The 22,547-nt window shown below is 72.2% G+C and carries 24 protein-coding genes; 8 read left to right on the top strand and 16 right to left on the bottom strand.

What is annotated here, in order from left to right:
- Positions 1-6 precede the first annotated feature (6 nt).
- Positions 7-780, top strand: a complete 774-nt coding sequence (locus tag ACIOGX_RS02940) for a polysaccharide deacetylase family protein (protein WP_356509623.1) — start codon at positions 7-9, stop codon at positions 778-780.
- 135 nt (positions 781-915) lie between these two features.
- On the top strand, positions 916-1,233 hold the full coding sequence (locus ACIOGX_RS02935) for a UBP-type zinc finger domain-containing protein (RefSeq protein WP_383972706.1): 318 nt from the start codon (positions 916-918) through the stop codon (positions 1,231-1,233).
- Between the two features lie 74 nt (positions 1,234-1,307).
- Here the strand turns inward: ACIOGX_RS02935 and ACIOGX_RS02930 are convergent, their stop codons facing one another.
- The 7 genes from ACIOGX_RS02930 to ACIOGX_RS02900 form a co-directional block, all read right to left on the bottom strand.
- Complete coding sequence (locus ACIOGX_RS02930) at positions 1,308-2,090, bottom strand: VOC family protein (protein WP_356509627.1); 783 nt, start codon at positions 2,088-2,090, stop codon at positions 1,308-1,310.
- A gap of 155 nt (positions 2,091-2,245) precedes the next feature.
- On the bottom strand, positions 2,246-2,785 hold the full coding sequence (locus tag ACIOGX_RS02925; RefSeq protein WP_401909740.1) for a DUF4232 domain-containing protein: 540 nt from the start codon (positions 2,783-2,785) through the stop codon (positions 2,246-2,248).
- Between the two features lie 143 nt (positions 2,786-2,928).
- Positions 2,929-4,017, bottom strand: a complete 1,089-nt coding sequence (locus tag ACIOGX_RS02920) for an ABC transporter permease (RefSeq protein ID WP_401909738.1) — start codon at positions 4,015-4,017, stop codon at positions 2,929-2,931.
- A 76-nt stretch (positions 4,018-4,093) separates the two neighbouring features.
- Entirely contained in the window at positions 4,094-4,894 is an 801-nt protein-coding gene (locus ACIOGX_RS02915) for a sulfite exporter TauE/SafE family protein (protein WP_356509631.1), read from the bottom strand.
- 65 nt (positions 4,895-4,959) lie between these two features.
- Positions 4,960-6,171, bottom strand: a complete 1,212-nt coding sequence (locus tag ACIOGX_RS02910) for an MFS transporter (protein WP_401760173.1) — start codon at positions 6,169-6,171, stop codon at positions 4,960-4,962.
- 89 nt (positions 6,172-6,260) lie between these two features.
- Entirely contained in the window at positions 6,261-7,379 is a 1,119-nt protein-coding gene (locus ACIOGX_RS02905) for a PLP-dependent cysteine synthase family protein (RefSeq protein ID WP_401909735.1), read from the bottom strand.
- 140 nt (positions 7,380-7,519) lie between these two features.
- Complete coding sequence (locus tag ACIOGX_RS02900) at positions 7,520-7,963, bottom strand: hypothetical protein (RefSeq protein ID WP_401909733.1); 444 nt, start codon at positions 7,961-7,963, stop codon at positions 7,520-7,522.
- A 271-nt stretch (positions 7,964-8,234) separates the two neighbouring features.
- Between ACIOGX_RS02900 and ACIOGX_RS02895 the strand changes: the two genes are divergently transcribed.
- The gene (locus ACIOGX_RS02895) at positions 8,235-8,813 is read left to right on the top strand and encodes an NUDIX hydrolase (protein ID WP_387017181.1); all 579 of its coding nucleotides are present in this window, start codon (positions 8,235-8,237) and stop codon (positions 8,811-8,813) included.
- 27 nt (positions 8,814-8,840) lie between these two features.
- Here ACIOGX_RS02895 and ACIOGX_RS02890 read toward each other — a convergent pair whose 3' ends face one another.
- The gene (locus tag ACIOGX_RS02890; protein WP_401909730.1) at positions 8,841-9,524 is read right to left on the bottom strand and encodes a YoaK family protein; all 684 of its coding nucleotides are present in this window, start codon (positions 9,522-9,524) and stop codon (positions 8,841-8,843) included.
- Positions 9,525-9,937: 413 nt separating this feature from the next.
- On the opposite strand from ACIOGX_RS02890, the gene ACIOGX_RS02885 reads away from it, so the two are divergent.
- Positions 9,938-11,194: a D-arabinono-1,4-lactone oxidase gene (locus ACIOGX_RS02885; protein ID WP_401909728.1), complete on the top strand. Its 1,257-nt coding sequence runs from the start codon at positions 9,938-9,940 to the stop codon at positions 11,192-11,194.
- Positions 11,195-11,306: 112 nt separating this feature from the next.
- The gene (locus ACIOGX_RS02880) at positions 11,307-11,831 is read left to right on the top strand and encodes a DUF5954 family protein (protein ID WP_401909725.1); all 525 of its coding nucleotides are present in this window, start codon (positions 11,307-11,309) and stop codon (positions 11,829-11,831) included.
- A gap of 48 nt (positions 11,832-11,879) precedes the next feature.
- Here the strand turns inward: ACIOGX_RS02880 and ACIOGX_RS02875 are convergent, their stop codons facing one another.
- The 3 genes from ACIOGX_RS02875 to ACIOGX_RS02865 all read right to left on the bottom strand — a co-directional run bounded on the left by ACIOGX_RS02875 (position 11,880) and on the right by ACIOGX_RS02865 (position 14,919).
- Positions 11,880-12,620 carry a class I SAM-dependent methyltransferase gene (locus ACIOGX_RS02875; RefSeq protein ID WP_356509646.1) on the bottom strand — a complete coding sequence of 247 codons (741 nt, stop codon included), beginning with the start codon at positions 12,618-12,620 and terminating at the stop codon, positions 11,880-11,882.
- 126 nt (positions 12,621-12,746) lie between these two features.
- A complete protein-coding gene (locus ACIOGX_RS02870; protein WP_383972728.1) occupies positions 12,747-13,763 on the bottom strand; it encodes a helix-turn-helix domain-containing protein in 1,017 nt (338 codons plus the stop codon).
- A gap of 145 nt (positions 13,764-13,908) precedes the next feature.
- Positions 13,909-14,919: an alpha/beta hydrolase gene (locus ACIOGX_RS02865; RefSeq protein ID WP_401909721.1), complete on the bottom strand. Its 1,011-nt coding sequence runs from the start codon at positions 14,917-14,919 to the stop codon at positions 13,909-13,911.
- 344 nt (positions 14,920-15,263) lie between these two features.
- On the opposite strand from ACIOGX_RS02865, the gene ACIOGX_RS02860 reads away from it, so the two are divergent.
- From ACIOGX_RS02860 to ACIOGX_RS02850, 3 genes are all read left to right on the top strand, one after another.
- Positions 15,264-16,145, top strand: a complete 882-nt coding sequence (locus tag ACIOGX_RS02860; RefSeq protein WP_383972731.1) for an ABC transporter substrate-binding protein — start codon at positions 15,264-15,266, stop codon at positions 16,143-16,145.
- Between the two features lie 116 nt (positions 16,146-16,261).
- Positions 16,262-17,083, top strand: a complete 822-nt coding sequence (locus tag ACIOGX_RS02855) for an amino acid ABC transporter permease (RefSeq protein WP_240045421.1) — start codon at positions 16,262-16,264, stop codon at positions 17,081-17,083.
- Complete coding sequence (locus ACIOGX_RS02850; RefSeq protein ID WP_356509653.1) at positions 17,080-17,880, top strand: amino acid ABC transporter ATP-binding protein; 801 nt, start codon at positions 17,080-17,082, stop codon at positions 17,878-17,880. The genes ACIOGX_RS02855 and ACIOGX_RS02850 overlap by 4 nt, the downstream gene beginning before the upstream one ends.
- Positions 17,881-17,929: 49 nt before the next feature.
- On the opposite strand, the gene ACIOGX_RS02845 is transcribed toward ACIOGX_RS02850, so the two are convergent.
- Genes ACIOGX_RS02845 through ACIOGX_RS02825 form a run of 5 tightly spaced genes read right to left on the bottom strand, consistent with a single transcriptional unit; the run spans position 17,930 to position 22,457 of the window.
- On the bottom strand, positions 17,930-19,333 hold the full coding sequence (locus tag ACIOGX_RS02845; RefSeq protein ID WP_401909717.1) for a cytochrome P450: 1,404 nt from the start codon (positions 19,331-19,333) through the stop codon (positions 17,930-17,932).
- Positions 19,330-19,938 carry an ATP/GTP-binding protein gene (locus ACIOGX_RS02840; RefSeq protein ID WP_384765144.1) on the bottom strand — a complete coding sequence of 203 codons (609 nt, stop codon included), beginning with the start codon at positions 19,936-19,938 and terminating at the stop codon, positions 19,330-19,332. Before ACIOGX_RS02840 ends, ACIOGX_RS02845 begins: the two co-directional genes overlap by 4 nt.
- Entirely contained in the window at positions 19,916-20,281 is a 366-nt protein-coding gene (locus ACIOGX_RS02835) for a DUF742 domain-containing protein (protein WP_129767524.1), read from the bottom strand. The genes ACIOGX_RS02840 and ACIOGX_RS02835 overlap by 23 nt, the downstream gene beginning before the upstream one ends.
- Entirely contained in the window at positions 20,278-20,688 is a 411-nt protein-coding gene (locus tag ACIOGX_RS02830; protein ID WP_129767523.1) for a roadblock/LC7 domain-containing protein, read from the bottom strand. Before ACIOGX_RS02830 ends, ACIOGX_RS02835 begins: the two co-directional genes overlap by 4 nt.
- Positions 20,689-20,690: 2 nt before the next feature.
- Positions 20,691-22,457: an ATP-binding protein gene (locus ACIOGX_RS02825; RefSeq protein ID WP_401909713.1), complete on the bottom strand. Its 1,767-nt coding sequence runs from the start codon at positions 22,455-22,457 to the stop codon at positions 20,691-20,693.
- Between the last annotated feature and the right edge of the window lie 90 nt (positions 22,458-22,547).

The raw sequence follows: 22,547 nt of genomic DNA, 5'->3' as shown, positions 1-22,547 counted from the left end.
TTTGTCATGCCAAAAAACACTTCGGTACGCGGCCTGAGGGCAGCGAGCGCGCTGGCGGCGGTCGCCGTGCTCGGTCTGATGCTGACCGGCTGCTCCTCGTACGACGGCCACTCGCCCGCCGACGCCAGAGGCGACGCCGCGAACGGGGCGAAGGTCGCGGCCGGTGCGGTCGACTGCGCGAAGGAACGCTGTATAGCCCTCACCTTCGACGCGGGACCGTCCGAGCACACCCCCGCACTGCTCGACCTCCTCAAGAGGGAGAAGGTCCCCGCGACGTTCTTCCTGCTCGGCAAGAACCACGTCGTCAAACACCCCGACCTCGTGCGCCGGATCGCGGCCGAGGGCCACGAGGTGGCCAACCACACCTGGTCGCACGAGATCCTGACGGACCAGGACCCCGACGCCGTCCGCGAGGAACTCTCACGTACGCAGGACGCCATAGCGGAGATCACCGGTCGCGAGCCCACGCTGATGCGCCCGCCGCAGGGCCGTACCGATGACGAGGTCACGAAGGTGAGCCGTGAGCTAGGCCTCGCGCAGATCATGTGGAGCGCCACCGCCAAGGACTACTCGACGACGGACTCCGCGCTCATCGAGAAGCGCATCCTCGACCAGGCGGACCGTGACGGCATCATCCTGCTGCACGACATCTACGACGGCACCGTGCCCGCCGTCCCCGGGATCATCGAGGAGCTCAAGAAGCGCGGCTACACGTTCGTCACGGTCCCCCAGCTGCTGGCGCCGGGACACGCCGAACCGGGGAAGGTCTACAAGCCCTGACCTCCGCCGCCTCCGTCACCCCCGGGTTCCCCTCCTGCTGGCGGTGGCGGAGGACCGGCCGTACGGTGAAAAAAAGGCGACTGACTCGAAGTGACCTGTGCGAGTGACCTGTGCGGTCGGACGGGCGGCGGCGTGATGACGGAGAGCGGAGAGCGCGTGGGAGGGTTCATCTGCGGTCATCTCGCGGATGTGCGGCCGGTGACCCCGGACAGCCCGGACAGCTGTACCGACTGTGTCGCCATCGGCGACACCTGGGTGCATCTGCGGGAGTGCCAGGGCTGCGGTCACATCGGCTGCTGCGACTCCTCCAAGAACAAGCACGCCACCGCGCACCACAACGCGTCCGGCCACCCCCTCATCCGTTCGTACGAGCCGGGTGAGGGCTGGTGGTGGTGTTACGAGGACGAGGTCGTCTTCGAGGTCGAGGGCATGCCGCCGGTACGGTCCGCCTGACGGGCCGGCGCGGCGCACCGCACCGGCCCGAGGGGCACCGGCCGGACGGTCACACGCCGGACGCCCCCGCTCCGTCAGCCCGACGTCACGGTGAACAGCGCGCCGTCGGGATCGCGCAGCGCCGCCTCGGCCGGGGCCGGTGACGCGTCCGGCGGCGAGAGCAGCGCGCCGCCGCCCTTGAGTGCAGCCTCCACCGAACCGGACACCTCCGGCACCCGGAAATACACATGCCAGCGCGGGCGGATCCGCGGATCGGGCGTGGCCTGTACGGCGCCGCCGCGGATCTTGGCGACCACATGCTCGTCCTGCCGCAGCACCGCGTGATCGTCTTCACGGACGAGGGTGAAACCGCCCTCGGTCTCCGGCGCCCAGCCGAGGACCTGGCTGTAGAACCTGGCCGCGTCGTCGGTGTCGCGGGTGTGCAGCTCCAGCCAGGCCGGGGCACTGCCGCGCCCCACGGTCCAGTCGGAGCGCACCGCGCCCTCCCAGATGCCGAACGCCGCGCCGTCGGGGTCCGCGGCCAGTGCGGCCCGGCCCGAATGGAACGCCAGCGGACCCACCGCGACGGTCGCCCCGCGCTCCCTGATCCGGGCCGCGGCCTCGTCCACATCGGCCACCGCGAAGTACGGCGTCCAGGAGACGGCGACCTGGAGCGAGGCCGCCAGCGCGCCGATGCCCGCGACCGGCATTCCGTCGGAGAGGGCGACGCAGAAGTCGTCCCCGAGCCCCGCCGGCCGGTAGGTCCAGCCCAGTACATCGCTGTAGAACGCCTGGGCGGCGGGCAGTTCACGGGAGAGCAGCGTCACCCAGCAGGGACCTCCGGCCACCGTCTGTGAGTCAATCTTGTCCTGCTCCACACCGTTCACTCCACCCTCGCCCCGACTCTTGTCGCTCTCCGACACCACTACCTGCTGCCCCCGTTCGGTGCCCCTACTCTGCCAGGCCCGGCGCCACTTCCCCGACGGGGCAGCGGTTCCGGGGGTCCGCCCCGCCCGCGGACCCCCGGAGCGACTCAGCGCCGGGCGGCGGCCGGTGCGGTGTCCGCCCCGGCGCGGGTGGGCTGCCAGAGCGTGGTGACCGGCTCCCAGACCCGGATGCCCGCAGGCGACCCCAGGGAGGCGGCGTCGAACCGCGTGCCGTGGTGCGAGGGGTCGCCCGCGACGGTCAGATACGCGACCGTACGGGAGTCCTCGGCGGCCGGGTCGATGGTGCGCACCACGGCGTACGCGGTACCTCCGGCGGCGAGCCTGTACGGCGCGCTCTCCACGGGCGGTACGGGCTGGGCCGTTCCGTCCAGATCCCCGAACGTGACGGTCGGGATGTGGTCCACGGCGCAGGCGCGGCCACTGTTGTTGGTGACGCTGATACGGATCTGGTCGACCGTGCCGGACGCGGTCGCGGTCACCTTGACCGCGCCTTCGCGGCAGGTGGCGAGCGCCGCGGGCGTGAAGATCCCGGCGGGCGCGGGAACGGCGGCCGAGGCGCCCGTGGCGAGCAGGAGCACGGTGAGGGCGGCGGCCGCGGGGGCGACGAGGGCAGGACGGATACGCATGGACGGATTCCCCGTTTCGGTCGATCGGTGATGAGCGGCACGGCGCCGGACAGCGGTCCCGGCCGGCAGTGGTCGTGCTGTACCGCTTGCCAGAGATGACACGCGAACGGCTCCGGCGGTTGTGCCGGACCGGCGAGATTCGATCACGGGGTCGCCGGATGCGCGCCGGCGTGCGCCGGTGTGTGCTCCCGGCCGCCGGGGTGCCGGTGTCGCCAGAACCAGAACACGGTGACGGACACGAACGCCCAGCCCGCCAGGACGGCGAAGGGGAACACATGCTGGGCGTGGCCGAAGTACACCGCGGTGTGGTTGGCGTTGATCGAGGCGCCCGGAGGCAGCCACCGTCCGATGTGCCCCAGCACGGAGGGAAGCAGCGGCCAGGAGACGGCCCCGCCGGAGGAGGGATTGCCCAGCAGCACCATCAGCCCCCAGGTCGGAAGCATCGCCCACCGGCCCATGAGGGTGTTGAACATGGAGAAGACCATCCCGGATGTGAACATGGTGAACGCCAGGATCAGCCAGGACTCCAGGAACGGAAGATCGAGCGCGCCGAGCCACCAGTCGACCACGGACGCGATCGCGAAGGCGCCGAGCAGGGAGTACGCCACGGTGAAGGCGATCCGTTCCCAGGGGTTCAGCTCCCGCGCGTGGACGCTCAGTTGAATCGCCCCGACGAAGCCGATGATCACGGCGGCGAGCGAGACGTAGAAGAGCGCCAGCCCGCGCGGATCGCCCTTCTGGAGCGGTTTGACGTCGCTGATCCGCAGGGGGAGCCCGGCGGCCTTGGCCACGGGCAGGGCCGTCTCCGTGAGCAGTTGCGCGACGGAGGCGCCCGCCGCACCGGCCACCGCGAAGTCGGCGCGGTCCGTACGGAACGTCAGAATCGCGAAGACTTCCTGCTCCTCCACCCCGCGCCGCGCCGCCGTGTCGCTCGGATAGCGATGAAGTTCGAGCGCGCCGTTCAGGGCCTTCTCCATGCCGTTCACGAACGCGGTGGCGTGTGCCGTGCCGGTGGGCCCCACCACGGCGGCGGGGATCCGATGGGGCGTCGGATTCGCCATGTTGTACGTGTAGGAACCCGCGAAGAGCCCGGCCGCCGCCGCGAGGATGAAGGTCAGGACGATCGCGGGGAGGAAGGGGGAGGCGGTGAAGGCGGACCAGCGTTCGCGCATCGTCCGATGTCTGCCGTGCGCACCGCCGGAGCGTGGGTGACCTTCATGATCCGCGTCCATGGAGGCACCGTAAACCACCCATATCGGAATGGCCGTACATGTCCTCCGCGCCCGGCGGGCAGTGTGGGGACGCGGTTCAGCGCAGCAGAAGCTGTAGGCCGCCGAGGACGGTCGCGCCGATCACCAGCCGCTCGAAGACCCGTTGGTCGATCCGGTCCACGCACGCCTTGCCGATGAGGGCGCCGGGGAAGACGAAGAGCACGAGAGCGGCGTCGAGCAGCAGGGAACGGCCGTCGATCAGGCCGAGTCCCACGCTGAAGGGCAGCTTGGACGTGTTGACGATCAGGAAGAACCACGCGGAGGTGCCGAGGAAACCGAGCTTCCGGAAACCCGCGGAGAGCAGATAGAGCGACATGACGGGGCCGCCCGCGTTGGCGACCATGGTGGTGAAGCCGCCGAGCACGCCGTACGAACGCGCCGTGACGCGACCGGCGGACGACGCCTTCGAGTTGCCCTTCCCGGGGACCGTCTCCGGCGCCTCCTTCGCGCCGCCCGAGCTGCCCGTGTTGTCCGCGCCCTGGCGTCGCCGCCAGATCGTGACGCCCGCCATCAGCAGCAGGATCGCGCCGATCGAGGTGCGGACGGCGGCGTCATCGGCCCGGAGCAGGAAGACGGTGCCCGCCACCACCCCCGCGGCGACCGCGGGAAACAGCCGCCAGAGGGTCGGCCAGTGGGCATGCCGCCGGTAGGTGAGCACGGCCACCACATCGCCGACGATCAGGATCGGCAGCAGTATGCCCGTCGACTCACGCGCCGGCAGCACGGCCGCGAAAACGGCCAGACTGACCGTATTCGCGCCGCTCACCGCCGTCTTCGAGAAGCCGACGAGCGCCGCCGCCGCGGCGAGCGCGGCGAATCCCCACCAAGATATGTCCATTTCGGCAAACGATGGTATGCCCTGGTGCGGGACCGCTGCGGGGCGGGCGGCGCTCGAAGTGGCACTCAGCCGGGTACCGGCCGGGTCGCCGGAGCGGTCAGCCGGCCGCCGCGCGCCAGTGCGAACACCGCTCCGGCGCAGGTCAGGCCCGTACAGGTCAGCATCGCCCAGGGCAGCCAGCGGGCGTCGTGGCGCTGTGCCACATCCCACAGCGCGCCCGTGCCCAGATTGCCGAGCGTGATCCCCAGCCCGGAGACGGTGTTGTAGAGGCCGTAGTGGGTGGCGACCAGCCGGTCGCCCGACAGCGCGACGACCGTGTCCATCTCGAACGGATAGACCACCGCGCTCCCGACGGCCAGCGCGACGACCGCCGCCACCAGCGCGGCGAGCATCCACAGCCGTACCGTACGCCCGTCACCGGCGGGGACCAGAGCCGGCGGGACGAACGCCAGCCCCATGACGGTCAGCCCCCGCGTCAGCGCTCCCGGCGCACTCCAGCGCCGCGTGGCCCAGCGCGTCAGCCGGGTCTGCCCCACCACCGCGACGGCGGCCGAGATCACGAACAGGGCGCCCGTGGCCTTCTCGGCGGCCGGCCCCAGCGCGTCGGAGGCGGCCAGCGGCAGGGCCAGATAGACCTGGAACGTCAGTACGTACGAGCCGATCATCGCCAGCGAGAACAGCAGGAACGGCCGGTTGCCCAGCACCGTGCGCCACTGCGCGCCCACCCCTGAGGGCCGTTCACCCGCGCGCTCCCCGCCGCCCCGTGCGGGCAGCGCGCGCCACTGGAGCGCGGTCAGCGCGGCGAAGATCACCGCGGCGACCACGCACACCAGCCGGAAGTCGGCGGCGAGCAGCACGAGACCCACCGGCGGACCCAGCAACATCCCGGCCTGGTAATGGACGTTGAAGACCGCGAAGGCCTCGACCCGCCGCTCGCCCGCCTCCGCCGCCAGATACGCGCGTACCGCCGGATTGAACAGCGCGCCCGCGAACCCGGTCGCCGCCGACGCCACGATCAGCGCGGGCAGTTGGTCCACCCAGCCCAGCAGGGCGAAGCCGCCCGTGCGCAGCAGACAGCCGGCCATGATCGGCGCCTTGTAGCCGAAGCGGTCGGCGAGGGCGCCGCCGATCAGGAACATCCCCTGCTGCGAGAGCGTGCGTACGCCGAGGACCAGACCGACCGCCCAGGCGGCCAGCCCGAGCCCACCGGCCAGATGCGCCGCGAGATAGGGCATGAGCATGTAGAAGGCGAGATTGATGGCGAACTGGTTCACCATCAGCAGACGTGCCGCGGGCGGAAAGGACCGGGTCGTGGCCCACAGGCCCGTCGTCCGGGCATGCGGGCCGGGGGCTGTCACGGATCCCTTCACCGGGCCACCCCCGCCAGGCCGGCGCCGCCCGCTTCCGGACCGGTCGCGGCGAGCGGGTCCACCACCGTGGTACAGCGCGTCCACCGGGTGACGGTGCGTTCGCCGGGATGCGCGATCTCCCGGGGGTGGTCGGCGGGCCGGTGGCCCAGCAACCCGTGCTCACGGCAGTACGCGTCGTCGAAGACCGTCCCGACATAGCGCTGCGGCCCGTCCGGGAAGACCGCCACGATCCGCTCCTCGGGCGGCCGTACGGCGGCCAGCCAGCGCGAGACCAGAGCGACGGCCCCGACGCTCCAGCCGCCCGTCGCGTAACGCGCCCGCGCCAGCGCACGCGCGGCCCAGACCGCTTCCGGGGCGGCCACCCAGTGCACTTCGTCGAAGAGGCCGTACGCGACATTGCGCGGATGGATGCTGCTGCCCAGACCGCGCATCAGCCGGGGCGTCGCGGGCTGGCCGAAGATGGTCGAGCCGGTGGTGTCCACGCCCACCACCCGCAGGGTGGGGAAGTGGTGGCGCAGCACACTGGCGATCCCGGCGGAGTGCCCGCCCGTTCCGACACTCGCCACCAGCGTGTCGATCCGGCCCAGTTGGGACACCAACTCCTGGGCGAGCGGACGGTACGCGGCCACATTGTCGGGGTTGTGGTACTGATCCGGGCACCACGCATCCGGATGCGCGGCGAGCAGCTCCGTCACCCGGCGCCGCCGGGCCTCCTGCCAGCCACCCACCGGATGCGGCGCCCGTACCAGCTCGATGTCCGCGCCGTACGCCGTCAGCAGCCCGGTCACCAGCGGTTCCATTCCCGGATCGGTGACGACGGTGACGGGATGGCCGAAGGTCACCCCGGCCAGTGCCAGCCCCAGGCCCAGCGTGCCGGAGGTGGATTCCACGATCCGTGCCCCGGGCGGCAGTTCGCCGCGCTCCCGGGCGCGCGCCACCATGTAGAGGGCTGTCCGGTCCTTGATTCCGCCGGGATTGTGTCCCTCCAGCTTGGCCCAGAAGCCACGGCCGGGGGCCGTGAACGGGGCGCCGATCCAGAGCGTCGGGGTGTCGCCGACCAGCGCCGCGGGGGTGTGGGCCGGCTGAGGGGCGGGGGAAATGTCGAAGTGGTCCATCGCGCAGAGCTCCAGTGGCCGGCCGCGCGGGGGCGCGACCGGGCCGTGGTGAGGGGGTGAACGGTCGGAGGGTCTGGGGGGCCACCGGCGGTACGGGCGGGCAGGACCGCTCGCGCACCGTCAGAGGCCCGGGGCCCTCGTCAGTTCCGCCAGACACCCAGCGCCGCGCGCCGTCGCTGTTCCGCGCCCCGGCCCCCGGGGGCGTCCCCGCGCGCCGCAGGGGCACGCGCGCCCATCGCGTTCCGTACGGCGGTGTCCGGCGCGTTCGGTCCGTCCGCCGTGAGGGGCACGGGGGAGGCGTCCGGGCGCTGCGGCAGGAGGCTCGGCTCGTCCGCGTCGGTGCAGGAAGCCGCCCCATGACTGGCCCGGCCGGCGCAGCCGGCCACCGGCGTGGACGGGCGACCGGGGGCGGGGTACTGCGTCGCGACCGCCGCCGTGGGTGCCGCCACGCTCCGGAGCGGCGCGGCGGAGACCGGACCGTGCGCGCAGCCCAGCACATGCAGGAGCGCGGCCAGCACGGTGAGCAGCACGAGGCAGGACCTCGACCCGCGCCCGCTCTCCCCGCTCCACGCCGCACCGTTCATGTAGCGCAGCGTATGTGATCGGTCACCCCAGGTCGCAACCGGAGGTCGCTCGCCGCGCTGCGCGGCGCGCGGCCCGTGGGACCTCTGGCCGCCCCGGGCGGCAGGCCCCGCGCGCGGAAAACTCGGAGGACACCGGCTTCCGTGATCCGTAACCTCCCCGGTGGCGCGGCGCGCGAAGACCGCGCCGGTTTCCACGAGTTGACGCGTACGACGGACACGCCCGAGGGCGCGTACGACGCATATGACGGGCAGGACGGGCATGGAGAACGCGATGGACGCTGTCGGCCGACCGATCCTCGATCTGCTGTCCCGGTACCGGACACGGGATCCGGGTGAGGCCGCCGACGCGGCCCGCGTCCGCGCGCTCGCGGAGGGCGCGGAGGATCCCTGGCTGCGTTCGATTCCGCTGCATGTGACGGCGTCCGCGTTGATCGTGCATCCCGCGAGCGGACGGGTGCTGATGCGCTGGCACGCCCGCCAGGGCTCATGGCTCCAGGTCGGGGGCCACGGCGATCCGGGGGAGAGCGATCCGCTGGACATCGTGCTGCGGGAGGGCCGGGAGGAGACCGGGCTCGGGGATCTGGTCCCGTATCCGGAGTCGCCCGCCCGGCTCGTACAGGTGGTGATCGTGCCGGTCGCCGCGGGCGGCGGCGAACCCGCGCATGAACACGCGGACCTCCGGTTCGTCCTGGCCACGGCCGAACCCGACGCGGCGCGTCCCGAGAACCCCGAGGCCCCGCTGCGCTGGATGACCCCGGCCGAGGCGCGGCAGGCCACCTCCGAGGAGAACGTCCGTGAAGCGCTGCGCAGGGTCGAGGAATTGCTGACCGTCACCGCGGAGCGCGGCTGACCGGTAGGCGGCGCGGGCCGGGCGGCCTCAGGCGGCGGAGTCGTCCGGCAGGGCGGTCGGCACCGGTGCCAGCGCGAAGACACCGGCGGCGCCCGCCACCAGGACGGCGGCCAGCCCCACCACACCCGCGAGGGTCGTCTGAAGCAGCAGCGCGCCGACCGCCGCCCCGGCGAACATGGTCAGCACCGAGCCGATCTTGCGGTGTGGTTTCCGGCCGATGCCCGCCCCGAGCACGCTCTCCGCCGAGAGCCCGGTGAGTGTCTGGGTGAGGACGGTCGTCATCAGATCCCGGGGGGCGAGCAGGCGCACCGTCGCGTTCTGTAGCCCGCTGCACGCACCGAGCAGTGCGATGATCACGAGAGTGATCCGGCCCTCGGCGCGCAGCACCCCCGTGGCGAGCAGCAGCGCCGTCAGTGTGAGTCCGGCGGCCTGGCAGGCGAAGGCGCAGACCAGCCAGAACCGCGGCCGGCCGCCGAGGAACCTGCTGAGCCGCCCGCCGAGAAACGCCCCCAGCACGAAGGCCGCCATGGCCACGATCGGTGCCAGCACCGGCAGCCGGTACCGCTCGGCGAGGGAGAACCCGAGGAAGACGACGTTGCCGGTCATATTGGCGACGAAGACGTGCTCCAGCCGCAGATAGCTCACCGCGTCCACGAGACCGGTCGCGAAGGTCATGGTCAGCAGTGCCCCCACGGCCCACCGCGGTGCCACGGGAAGTCTTTCGGGCACGGGGGTACCTGCCTTCCTTCGCGCTCTCCGCACCGGCGCACGGCGTCCGCGGGCGCCTTCCCCCGGACGACTTCCCGCACGGACCGCACGGACCGGACGGACCGACACCCTAGCCCCGGGGTATTGGTCGTCCGGCCCGCACCACGCGGACCGGAGCCGCGGGCGCATGAGGTAAGAAGTACGGGAGCGGGCGTGCCACCACGTCGGACCGCCACACCGGACCGCCGAGCCCCGAGCCCCGAGCCCCGACCGCAGACTCCGACCAACAGACCCCGACCCACAGACCCCGACCCACAGACCCCGACCCACAGACCCCGACCGCGAAGAAGGAGAACTCCGTGCTCCAGCCGCCCGGAAGCCCCGACGTTCCCCGAGACCGGGCCATACCCCCCGTGATGAGGAACTGGGCGGGCAACATCACCTTCAACGCGGCGCGCGTCCACACCCCGTCCTCGGTGGAGCGGCTGCGGGAGATCGTCGCCGGGAGCGGATCCGTGCGCGCGCTGGGCAGCGGCCACTCGTTCAACACCATCGCGGACACCCATGGCGATCTGGTCTCGGTGGCCGGACTGCCCCGGATCGTGGAGATCGACGAGGCGGCGGCCACCGTCACGGTCAGCGCGGGCCTGCGGTTCGCCGAGTTCACCGGAGCCGTCCACCGGGCGGGCCTGGCGCTGCACAACCTCGGCTCGCTCCCGCACATCTCCGTCGCCGGTGCCTGCGCCACCGGAACACATGGTTCCGGGGCGGGCAACGGCACACTGGCCTCGGCGGTACGCGCGCTCGAACTCGTCACGGCGGACGGCGAACTGCTCGTTCTCGACCGGGACGACCCGGACTTCGCGGGGGCGGTGGTTGCCCTGGGCGCGGCCGGCATCGTGACCCGTATGACGCTGGACCTCGTCCCCGCGTACGACGTCCGGCAGTGGGTGTACGAGGGGCTCCCGTACGAGCGACTGCGCGAGCGGTTCGACGAGGTGCTCTCCGCCGCGTACAGCGTGAGCCTCTTCACCAGCTGGCGTACGGAGCGGATCGAGCTGATGTGGCTCAAGGAGCGTATCGGCGACGGCGCTCCGGATCCGGCACCGGACCGCCGGTTCGGTGCCGTACGCGCCGACGGCCCCCGGCACCCGGTGCCCGGCATGGACCCCTCGACCTGCACCGAGCAGTCCGGCGTCCCCGGGCCGTGGCACGAACGACTGCCGCACTTCCGGCCCGAGTTCACGCCGAGCAACGGCGAGGAGCTCCAGAGCGAGTACTTCGTGGCGCGGGAGGACGGGCGGGCGGCCTTCGACGCGCTGGCCCGGATCGGGGAGCGCATCGCGCCGGTCCTCCAGATCGGTGAGATCCGGACGGTCGCGGCCGACGGACTATGGCTGAGTCCCGCCTATGGACGGGACACCGTGGCCTTCCATTTCACCTGGCACCCGGACACCGAGGCCGTCACACCCGTACTGGACGCGATCGAGGAGGCGCTGGCGCCGTTCGAGGTCAGACCGCACTGGGGGAAACTGTTCACGATGGGCCCGGAACGGGTCGCGGGGCTGTACGAGCGGTACGCCGACTTCGAGGCGCTGACGGCGAAGCTGGACCCGCGGGGCGTCTTCCGTAACGAGCTGCTGGAACGATACTTCCCGGGCGGGCGCGGATAACGGCGGACGGCGGTCCCCGGCCGATCCGCACCGCGTAAACATGGCGGGATTTACCCCGGAAGATCCTCCTATCCCGACCTCGGGGACCGTCGTTTTGCGGCACGCTACTCGGGTGAGCGCGAACCCCAACGAAGCGGCGGACGATGAGACGGCGGACGACGAGTCCACGGGCGAGTTATTCGATGACGCCGCGGCCCGGCGGCTGCTGGAGCTGGGCCGGCGTGAGGAGGCGCTGCGGCGCAAGTTCCCGGTGAGCGGTCCGGACTGGGAGCGGACGTCGGTCTCCCACTACACGGCGTATGCGGCGATGCTCCATGAGGACGGGGGCTGGCGACAGCTCTTTCCGGCCGTTCCCGCCGAGGAGGAGGCCAGGACGGATCTCCGTGATGTGCTGCGGGTACGGGCCCTGGACGCGGGCGAGCTGGGGCCGCGCTTCAGCCGGGCCGCCGAGGCGGTCGTGCGCGGCGAGGACCAGGTGATCATCGGCGGTGATGTCTACCGTGTGGTGCGCATCGAACAGACCATCATCATGACCGGCCATGGTCCGCAGCCGCCGCAGCCGCGCGACCAGGAGTTTCCCGAAGTCCTCGACGAACGTCCGGGGCCCCGGGGACCGGGACGGGCACTGGACGACTGACCGGAGCCGGATCCCGCGGGGCCGGCGCGGGCCCCGCGAGGACCGGGATCACTCCCGGCGTGCCACCACCAGGGCGCATCGGGGGCTGCCGTCCGGGCGTTGCCCGAGGTCCGTCAGCGGGAGGAGGCGCGTGGTGAACCCCGTCCTGGCCAGATCGTCCAGCACGTCGGGCAGCTTGAACGTGCGGTAGTACATGACGAACCGCGGATGCCAGAGCAGATTGCGCAGACGCATCGCCGTGTCGAAGCCCCAGAGCGCCCAGTAGAGCGGGGAGCCGACGCGCGGCGGGGCCGGAACGGGAAAGACGAAGAGGCCGCCCGGCCGCAGCACCGCGTGTGCCTGCGCGAAGAGCACGGGCCGCTCGGCGGGCAGGAAATGGCCGAACGCCCCGAAGCTGACGGCCAGATCGAAGACCGGCGCGAAGGGCAGGGCGCGCGCGTCGGCCCGTACCCAGTCCACGGCCGCCGAGGTGAACTCCGGGGAGGCGGCGGAGGAGGCGGAGGCGGCGGCCGCGGTGAGCATGCCCGCGCTGAAGTCGACACCGGTCACCCGCTCGTCGCACAGCCGCCGCAGCGCACCCACTCCGGCCCCGGTCCCACAGCAGACGTCGAGTCCCGTGGCGAACGGGCCGAGCGGCCGGACCGTACGCACCACCGCGTCCAGCAGATGACCGGGCGTACGGAACGGGGTGTGGTCGAACTTCGGCGCCAGCAGGTCGTAGCCGTGCTCGATGGAGGAGAACGCCTGCACGGCGAGTTCGCGGAGGGTCGGGCCCTGGGGTGTGAACATCAGGGCCCAGGGTAACGACAGAGCCCCACGTGCCGTCCATGTATCGGCCCAGGCGTCGCTCCCCGCGCCTCGGGAGGTGGCGGTCGGCGAGGCGCTCCGGATGGTCACCACCGCTCGGCAGGGGCGTCAGAGGTGGAGGTTGCGGCCCAGCCGCCACAGCGCGAGGGCCAGTTGCAGCCGCAGCCGTCCCCGTGGCTCGTGCACCGGCCAGCCGAGCCAGTGCTCCGCCTGCGCCAGCCGGTCCTGAAGCGTGGAGTGATGCATGTTCAGCTCCGCGGCGGCGGCGCGCAGGCTCGTGGCGTACGCGACCGTGTGGAGTGTGCTTGCCGCCCACGGGGCCGCGGCGACGGCCCGGTCGAGCGCGCGTACATCGGGGATCGGTTCCGTGTCCGGGCCGACGGAGGCCGCCAGCACGGCGAGACCGCCCAACTCGTCCGCGTACACCGCCCTCGGCCCGGGATCCCGGTCGGTGCCCTCCGCGGTGAACCGCAGCGCGGTCCTGGCCGCCGCCGCGGACGCCGGCAGTTCGAGCACGGGCACCGCGGGACCGACGCCCGCGCGCCGGCCGTCGGACAGCGGCGGGGCTTCCGGGGCGCGCACCACCTCGACCACCGGCACAGCGCCCGCGGCGGCCACCACCCGGGCCAGTGCCGCCTTCCGCAGCCCGAGCCGGCCGGCCGCCTGCCACCGGGCGTGCTCCGGGGCCGACGCGTCGAGCAGCACCTCCACCGAGGCGGGATCGGCGGCCGGGCCCGCCAGCGGCGCCCGGCCGCGGGTCCGGTCGAGGACCACACGGGCGGCGGCCACGGTCCGTTCCAGCACCATGCCGTGGACTCCGCCGGGCGGTCCCGCGCTCTCCAGCCAGACCGCCGGGGCGCCGCCGGGTACCAGCGGGGCGGACATCCACGACGACAGCGCCGGTCCTGCCCGGTCCTGGCGTATCCCGTCGGCGTCGACCCGGATACGTACGCCCCGCTCGTCGTCCACCAGCCGGGCCGGGCAGCCCGACAGCACGGCCGCGCCGCGCACCAGCGACTCCAGGCCCGCGCGGCCCTCGATCAGCCGGTCGAAGTACGCGATCACCTGGAGGGCCGCCCCCGCGTCGGGGTCCAGCGCCGCGAGCCTGCCCGCGAGTTCCTTCACACCCTCATCCTGCTTCTCCGAACGGCCGGCGCCAACCACTCCCGGGCTCTTTCCGGAAGATCACGGTCCGTTCGCCTTCCCCTCGGCCGGTCCTGATGTGGTCCGGTCGCGCGTCCGGCTCCGGGTCCGGCCGCCGGTCGCCTCGTCAGCCGGCGGCGAGCAGTCTGCGCAGCCATGTCAGCTGCGCGTTCCGCGCGTCCTGGGAGATCACCGCCTGCGGCGCCAGGCTCTCGAACCCGTGGAAGCCGCCGGGCCACACATGCAGCTCGGCCCGGCCACCGGCCTGCCACAGCCGGCTGGCGTACGTGACGTCCTCGTCCCGGAAGGTCTCCGCGGAACCGACGTCGATGAACGCCGGAGGCAGCCCCGACAGATCCTCGGCACGGGCGGGCGCGGCGTACGGGGAGACATCGGGGCCGCCGCGCCGGTCCCCGAGAAGCGCGGTCCACCCCGTCTGGTTCGCCGCCTTGTCCCAGATCCCGAGACCGGCCATCTGATGACTGGACACGGTGTCGTTACGGTCGTCGAGCATCGGGCACATCAGCATCTGCCCGGCCAGCGCGGGGCCGCCCCGGTCGCGTGCCATCAGTGCGACGGCGGCGGCCAGGCCACCGCCCGCGCTGCCGCCGGCGACGATGATCCGCCCGGGATCGATGCCGAGTTCACCGGCGTGGCCGGCGGTCCAGACGAGCCCCGCGTAGGCGTCCTCCACCGGCGCGGGGTGCGGATGTTCGGGGGCCAGCCGGTACTCCACCGAGACGATCACCAGGTGGAGTTCCCGTGCCACGTCGAGGAAGGGCATGATCCCCGACCTGTTGTCGCCGAGGATCATCCCGCCACCGTGGATGTTGTACAGCGCGGGCAGCGCCGTGCCGGCCCCCGTCGGCCGCGCGATCAGCAGGGAGATGTCCGGCTCGCCCGGCGGGCCCGGTACCGCCCGCTCCTCGATCTCGAACGCGCCGTCCTGTCGCAGGTCGTCGTCCGAGAGCCGGTCGATGATCCCGGTCCCGCGCATGGCGGGGATGTCATCGAGGTTCAGCACGGTGCCCAGGCGCTCACCGATGACGCCGAGCGCCGCGGCGAGTTCCGGATCGAACGGCGGAGGTGGCGGACCGGGCCGGCCGGCCCGTACACCGGAGGACGGAGTGGCGTTCATGGGTACCTCCCAGAGTCGCGGTCACGCCCCTGTGACCGGTGCGGCCATCCTGCCTCCGGACCCGAGCCCGTCGGGGGTGCCGGACGGCGGAGATCGTCCGCCGGACGGCGGGTGCCGCGCGGGCTGCGCGCGGTGTGCGTGGTGTGCCCGGGGTGCGGGCCGAGGGGGCCGCGTGAGCTGCCCGGCGTGCGGGCACGAGCCGGCCGGGGCGCGGTGGTGTGCGGCGTGGCACCGAGGGCCTGAGGGGCGGATCCCGGCCACACGGGCCCGCCCACCGGCGGAATTCATGCGATCGCAATGCCCTGATCTCGACAGAGCCCCCCGCACGGTGCCACTCTCCCGCCATGCACCTCACCGCCCGAAGCCTTCTCCCCGCGCTTCCCGCCCTCCTCGTCATCGCCGCCGCCACGGCCTGCGCCCCGCAGGACACCTCGACCGGGGCCGACGCGTCGTCCTCCGGGTCCTCCGCGTCCGCCTGCGACCCGGGCGCACTGGCCACGCGAGCGAAGGGGAAGCTGACGGTGGGTACGGACAAGCCGGCCTACGCGCCCTGGTTCCAGGACGACGACCCGGCGAGCGGCAAGGGCTTCGAGTCGGCGGTGACATACGCCGTGGCCAAGGCCCTCGGGTACGAGAAGAACCAGGTCGTCTGGCAGACCGTGCCGTTCAACAACTCGTTCGCACCGGGCGAGAAGAACTTCGATTTCGACATCAACCAGGTCTCCATCAGCGACGAGCGCAAGAAGGCCGTCGACTTCTCCTCGGGCTACTACGACGTACGGCAGGCCGTCATCGCGCTGAAGGACTCCCCGTACGCCAAGGCGACGACCGCGGCCGGTCTCAAGGACGCCAAGCTCGGCGCGCAGGTCGGCACCACGAGCCTCGACACGATCAACCAGATCATCAAGCCGACGCGGCAGCCCGCCGTCTTCCAGAAGAACGACTTCGCGAAGTCGGCCCTGCGCAACGGCCAGGTCGACGCGATCGTCGTCGATCTGCCCACGGCCTTCTACATCACCGGGGCGGAGGTGCCGGACGCGAAGGTGGTCGGCCAGTTCGCGGACTCGGCCGGTGTGGCCGAGCGGTTCGGACTCGTCCTCGACAAGGGCAGCGCACTCACGTCGTGCGTCACGCGGGCCGTCGACGGACTGCGGGCGGACGGCACGCTCGCCGCGTTGGAGAAGCAGTGGCTCTCCGACGCCGTGAACGCCCCGGTGCTCAAGTGACCTCCTCGAACACCGTCCGGCTGACGAAGGGCGAAGGAGAGGGCGAGGGCGAGGGCCAGGACGAGGGCCGGCCCGGCGCCGGGGGCGAGGACACCTACACGCCCTCGGCGCGGCGGATCGCGCGCGAGCGGTACAAACGCGCCCGTGCCCGCCGGGCCACCGCCGTCGCCGCGCTCTCCACGCTGGTGACGGGTGTGGTCCTGTTCCTCGTGATCACCGGCTCGCCCGGCTGGCAGCGCACCCGCGAGACCTTCTTCAGCGCCGAGTACGCGCGGATGGCGCTGCCGAAGGTCCTCGACGGACTGCTGCTCAATCTGCGGCTGCTGGCGGTCTGCGGGGTGTGCGTCCTGCTGCTCGGGCTGCTGCTGGCCGTCGCCCGCACCCTGCGCGGCCCGGTCTTCTTCCCCGTGCGCGCCCTGGCCACCGCGTACACCGACTTCTTCCGCGGGCTGCCGCTGATCATCTGCCTGCTGATGGTCGTGTTCGGCGTCCCGGCGCTGCGGCTGGAGGGCGTCACCACGGACCCCGTGCTGCTGGGCGGGACGGCGCTGGTGCTGACGTACTCCGCGTATGTCGCCGAGGTCTTCCGGGCGGGCATCGAGTCCGTACACCCCTCCCAGCGGGCGGCGGCCCGTTCGCTGGGGCTGTCCAGCGCAAAGACGCTGCGGTACGTCGTGCTTCCGCAGGCCGTACGGCGCGTCGTGCCGCCCCTGCTCAACGACCTGGTGTCGTTGCAGAAGGACACCGGTCTCGTGTCGATCGCCGGTGCCGTGGACGCCGTGTACGCGGCACAGATCATCGCCGGAAAGTACTTCAACTACACGCCGTATGTGGTCGCGGGCCTGGTCTTCGTCGCGCTGACGATTCCGATGACCCGCTTCACGGACTGGGTCACGGCCCGGATGGACCGCCGACGCGCCCAGGGAGGAACCGTATGACGGCCGACGACACCCGTACGGAGGCCGCAGGTACGGAGCCCACCGGCGATGGCCCGGTGCTGCGACTGGACTCCGTACGCAAGACCTTCGGCCGGGACCGGGTCGTCCTGCGCGATGTCAGTCTCGAGGTGGCCCCGCACACCGTCACCGCGCTGATCGGCGCCTCGGGATCCGGCAAGTCGACCCTGCTGAGGTGCGCCAATCTGCTGGAGGAGATCGACGACGGCGCGATCTTCCTCGACGGTGAGGAGATCACCGACCCGCGGACCGACCCGGACGCGGTGCGCCGCCGTATCGGGGTGGTGTTCCAGTCGTACAACCTCTTCCCGCACATGACGGTCCTCCAGAACATCACACTCGCGCCGCGCCGGGTCCTCGGCGTCCCCCGCGAGGAGGCGGAGTCGCGGGCGCGCGAACTGCTGGTACGGCTCGGCCTCGGGGACAAGGCGGGGGAGTACCCGGACCGGCTCAGCGGTGGTCAGCAGCAGCGCGCGGCGATCGTACGCGCGCTCGCGGTACGGCCGCGGCTGCTGCTCCTGGACGAGATCACCGCGGCGCTCGACCCCGAACTCGTCGGCGAGGTGCTCTCGGTCGTACGCGACCTGAAGGGCGACGGGATGACGATGGTCCTGGCCACCCACGAGATGGGCTTCGCCCGCGAGGTGGCGGACCAGGTGTGCTTCCTGGACAACGGGGTGGTGCTGGAGCGCGGTACGCCCCAGCGGGTGTTCGGGGATCCGGAACAGGAGCGTACGCGGCGCTTCCTCCGGCGGATCGTCGAGGCGGGCCGGCTGTGACGCGGGCGCGCCGGCCACGCCGAGGCGACCGGTATCCGTCGGCCCGGCCCTAAGCCCTGACGGTCCTGTCGGCGGCGGTCCTGTGGGAGGACGGTCCTATCGGCGGCCGAGTCCCGGCCGCGGAGAACTCCACGGGAAGGGAGACCGGAATACGCGTCCAGGGGGACGGGCGCCAGGCCACCCGATCGGCGGGGATGGTGAGCCTCATGTCGGGCAGCAGATGGAAAGCCGTGCTGACGGCGGTACGGGTGATCAGGCGTGCGGGTACCTGCGCGGGGCAGACGTGGGGGCCGGCGGAGAAGGCGAGGTGGGCGCGGTTGCCGGGTTCTCCGGCGGTGTCGTCGGGGCGGATGGCGGGGTCGTCGTTGGCGGCGGCGATGCCGAGGATGAGGACGTCACCGCGGCGGACGCGCCGGCCGCCGAGTTCGGTGTCGTGCAGGGCGTAGCGGGCGGGCATGTTGTGCAGGGGCGGGTCGCGCCAGAGGGCCTCGTCGAGGGCGTCGTCCACGCCGAGCCGGCCGCCGTGCGTCCGGGCGGCGAACCGCGGATCGGTGAGCATCAGCCGGAGTGCGTGTGAGATCCAGGCCGTGACGGTCCCGTTCCCCGCCGAGAGCATCACCGCCATCGACTGGAGGCGCTCCGCGTCGCTCTCCAGATTCGTATGGCTGATGAACGCCGTCGTCAGATCGTCCGTCGGGTTCTCCCGCCGTGCGCGCAGGGTGCCGGCGAGGATCTCCTCGAAGGGGCGGTCACCGTCGTGCGCGTCGTCGGCGCTGTCGGCGGACAGCGCGGTGAGCGCCCGCAGCAGTTCCCGGCCCTCCTCGCCGCCCAGTCCGAGCAGGGAGGCGAGGGAGAGCGAGGGCACAACCGTGGCGTACTCGTCCACCAGATCGGCCCGGCCCCGCCGGGCGAACCCCTCGATCAGCTCCGTGCACAGCGCTTCGACCTGGAGCCGTGCCCTGCGCTGGTCGATCCGCGCCACACCGTCGTCCAGCGGCTTGCGCAGCCTGCGGTGTTCGGGGCCGTCGGCCCCTGTCACGTCGGGGCGCCGGGCCATCATCGGCAGCAGCCCGGAGCGCGGTGAGACGACCTTCTTCGTGAGATCGCGCCAGTTGCGGGCGTCGCGGGAGAAGACCTGCTCCTGCCGGGTGATGGTCAGCAGCTCCCGGTAGCCCATGACGAGCCAGGCGGGTACGCCCGGTTCCAGTTCGACGCGGGCGACATTGCCGTACCGCTCACGCAGCCCGCGGTAGACCTCGCGGGGGCGGTACGCGCCGGTCGCGGCGGGGAGCGGAAGCAGGTCCGTGTCGAGAGAGGCGGAGGAGGAGACGGAGGCGGAGGGGGAGACGGAGGCGGAGGCGGAAGGCAAGGAGGAGGGGCCGGTGGAGTGCGCCGGGCACCCGGGCGGCGGGGAGAGCGCCGGGGGCGGAGCGGGCGGGGAGGAGCGGTTCATGACGCGGTCTCCTTGGTACGTACCGTACCGACGCTCGACACGTACTCGACCAGGCTGATCAGCGCGTCCACCGACGCGGCCCGCTCCCGCGCGTCGCACATCACCACGGGAGTCTCCGGCAACAGGTCGAGCGCGGTGCGCAGTTCCTCCACCCCGTACTCCTCGCTGTCCGGGAACTGGTTGACCGCCACCGCGAACGGCAGCCCCCGCAGCTCCAGTTGTTCCAGAACGTCGAAGCTGTCCTCCAGCCGTCTGGTGTCGACGATGACGAGCACACCGAGGGCACCCTCGGCGAGGCCGTCCCACAGATCCCAGAACCGCCGCTGTCCCGGGGTGCCGAACAGATAGAGGACCAGCCAGGAGTTGAGGGTGATCCGGCCGAAGTCCATGGCGACCGTCGTGGTGGTCTTGGTGCTCATGCCGGCCAGATCGTCCACGCCGACACTCGCCTCGGTCATCACCTCCTCCGTGCGCAGCGGTGAGATCTCGCTGACCGAGCCGACCAGGGTGGTCTTCCCGACGCCGAAGGCGCCCACCACGAGAATCTTGACGGCCTGCTGGACCGTGTCGGGCAAATAGCGGTCAGCGGAGCCGACGGAGACCATCCAGTACCTCCTGAAGCAGTTGCGAGTCGGGCAGAACGGCCTGCGGAACGCCGGAGCGCGCGGACAGATGGCCACTGTCGACGAGATCGGATGCCAGCACCTTCACCAGACTCACCGGCAGTTCGAGATGGGCGGCGGCCTCCACCAGCGACAGCAGGCGCTCGCACATCCGCACGAGCGCGCGCTCCTCCCGCGTCGCGGAGACCGGAACGTCGCGCGGGGGATCGACGGCGATGAGGAGGGTCTCGACTCCTATGGTGTTACGAGAGGGCCTGGAGCGTCCCTTGGTAATCACATAGGGACGTAACGCACTGGCCGAGTACTCACCGTCCGGTTCACTCACCGCGCGGACTCCTGTCGCGGCGGGCTGCTCAGATTGCCGGCGCCGATCTTCATGACCTGCGCCTGCATCTGACGGGCGACCAGCTTCGGGTCCACCACGGGGCCCGTCACCACCGCGAGATGGGCCCCGTTGGCGCTGCGCATGAACAGGAACCCGCCGTTGAACTCCACCATCTGCTGATGGACGGCCCCGCCCTCCTCACCGAACTCCCGGCCCAGGCTGCGGGCCAGGGACTGGAGACCCGAGCAGTTCGCCGACAGCCGGTCGGCGGAGTCCCGGTTCATCCCCTCGGAACTGGCCAGCAGCAGTCCGTCGGCGCTGAAGACGATCACCTCGCGCACCCCGGGAACCGCGGCGACCTCGGCGATCATCCAGCCTCGCTGCTCCGGGTTCTCCACGTAACTCATGCTCACGTCAGTCCTTCCGGTGAATCGGGGGTGGGGGAGGAAGAGCCGTCCTGGCCCTCGTACGGGACGGAGCCGGACGGCGGGATGGACCGGCCGCCCTCGAAGAACTGCTCCATCCAGTCACCGGCCTGTTCCGGTGTGCCCGGAGGTGTGAGGGCGGTGGGGGCCGCCTCCACCGCGGGCGCGTACTCGTCGCGACGTGAACGGCGCTGGGGGAGCCGGCGGCCGTTCCGCGACGGGAGGGCCGGCGCGCCGGACATCGGCATGTCCCGGCCCGTCGCGTCGCGTGCGGCGGGCACCGACACGTCCGGCGCCGGCGCGGCGCTTCCGGGGGCGGGTTCGGGCGTTGCGGGCCGGGATGCGACCGGCTCGGTCGCGGCCTCCGGAGCGGTGGTTCCGGGGACGGCGCTTCCGGGAGCGCTGGCTTCGGCGGCGGCGGTGCCGGGAGCGGCGGCTTCGGGGAAGGCCGGCCGAGCGACGGCCGGCCGGTCGGCGGCGGGGCCCGTTCCGGCGGCGGGCCTCTCCTGCGGGGTGCCGCTCGCGTCGGGCGCAGAGGTGGGCTGGGGCACGTGGGGTACCTGGGGTACGGGAGGGACGGGCTTTGCCGTGGTACCAGCGGGGGCGAGGGTCTCCAGTACCCCCGTGGGCACCAGCACCACGGCGCGGACCCCGCCGTACGGCGAAGGGCCCAGGTCGACCTGGAAGCCGTGCCGGTCGGCGAACCGGCCCACGACCGCGAAGCCGGTCTGCGGGATCTCACCCACCTCGCCGACCCCGAGCAGCCGGCAGCCGGAGACGATCTCGCGCGCCTCGGTGAGCCGGTACTCGTCCATGCCGAGACCGCCGTCGTCCACCTCGATGACCGCGCCGCGCTGCACCGTACGCACGGTCACGGGCACACCCGTCCGCGGCGGTGAGTACTCCGTGGCGTTGGCGAGCAGTTCGGCCAGCAGATGGATCAGCGGTTCGACCACCGACGGTGTGACCCCGACGTCCGGGTCGCCGGTGACCTCGACGCGCTTGTACGCCACGATCCGTCCGGACGCGGCCCTGACCACATCCACCATCGCCAGCGGCTTCTGCCACTGCTGTCCCGGCCATTCGCCGCAGAGCACCTTGAGGCTCTGCGCGTGCCGGGCCTGCTGGGTCGCCGCGTGATCCACCTGCATGGTGGTCTCCAGCAGATCGGCGTCACCGGGATAGCGGTCCGCCAGCCCCGTCACCGCCGCCTGGATCCGGTGTGCCGAGGTCTGCACCCGGCTGGCCAGCTCGACCAGCGCGAGCCGCTGCGACTCCTCACGGTGGTCCACCGCCTCGGCGACCTCGGCCAGCAGCCGGCCGAACCAGTCGGTGACCCCTTCGCCCAGCCGTTCGGCGCCGTGCAGCGGTCCGGGGATCTCGGTCCTGGCGAGCGCGGCGGGCAGCCTCTCCTTGACGAGATGCTCGACCTCCTCCCGTACCAGCTCGGACTGGTGCTGGACATGGGAGCGCCAGCGGGTGTCGCGACGGGCCGTTTCCGCCTCCCGCTCCCGTGTCTCGTCGCCGTAGCGGACCACATCGGACTCGGCGCGCCGGTGCTGCCCGCGCAGCACCGACAGGGAGACGAAGACCAGCAGCGCGACCACGCCGTAGGCCGTGGTCGGGCCGGCCCCGAGACGCGTTATGGGCACGATCGCGACGGCGAATGAGGCGAGGGCGGCCACCAGAGTCGTCGACCAGAGCCACGGAGACCTGCGGGTTGGGGGAGAGGGCGCGGGGGAACGTGCCATGGAGAACCTTCGAGTTGGCTGAGAATGTGGTGCGGAGGATTCACCCGGCAGTGGTCACGGGGAGTGGGGGCGGCGCGGCGCCGGTACGAC

Source organism: Streptomyces sp. NPDC088147, from assembly GCF_044741565.1.
In the GTDB taxonomy this organism is placed as follows: Bacteria; Actinomycetota; Actinomycetes; order Streptomycetales; family Streptomycetaceae; genus Streptomyces.
This window is presented reverse-complemented; position numbering and strand designations above follow the sequence as displayed.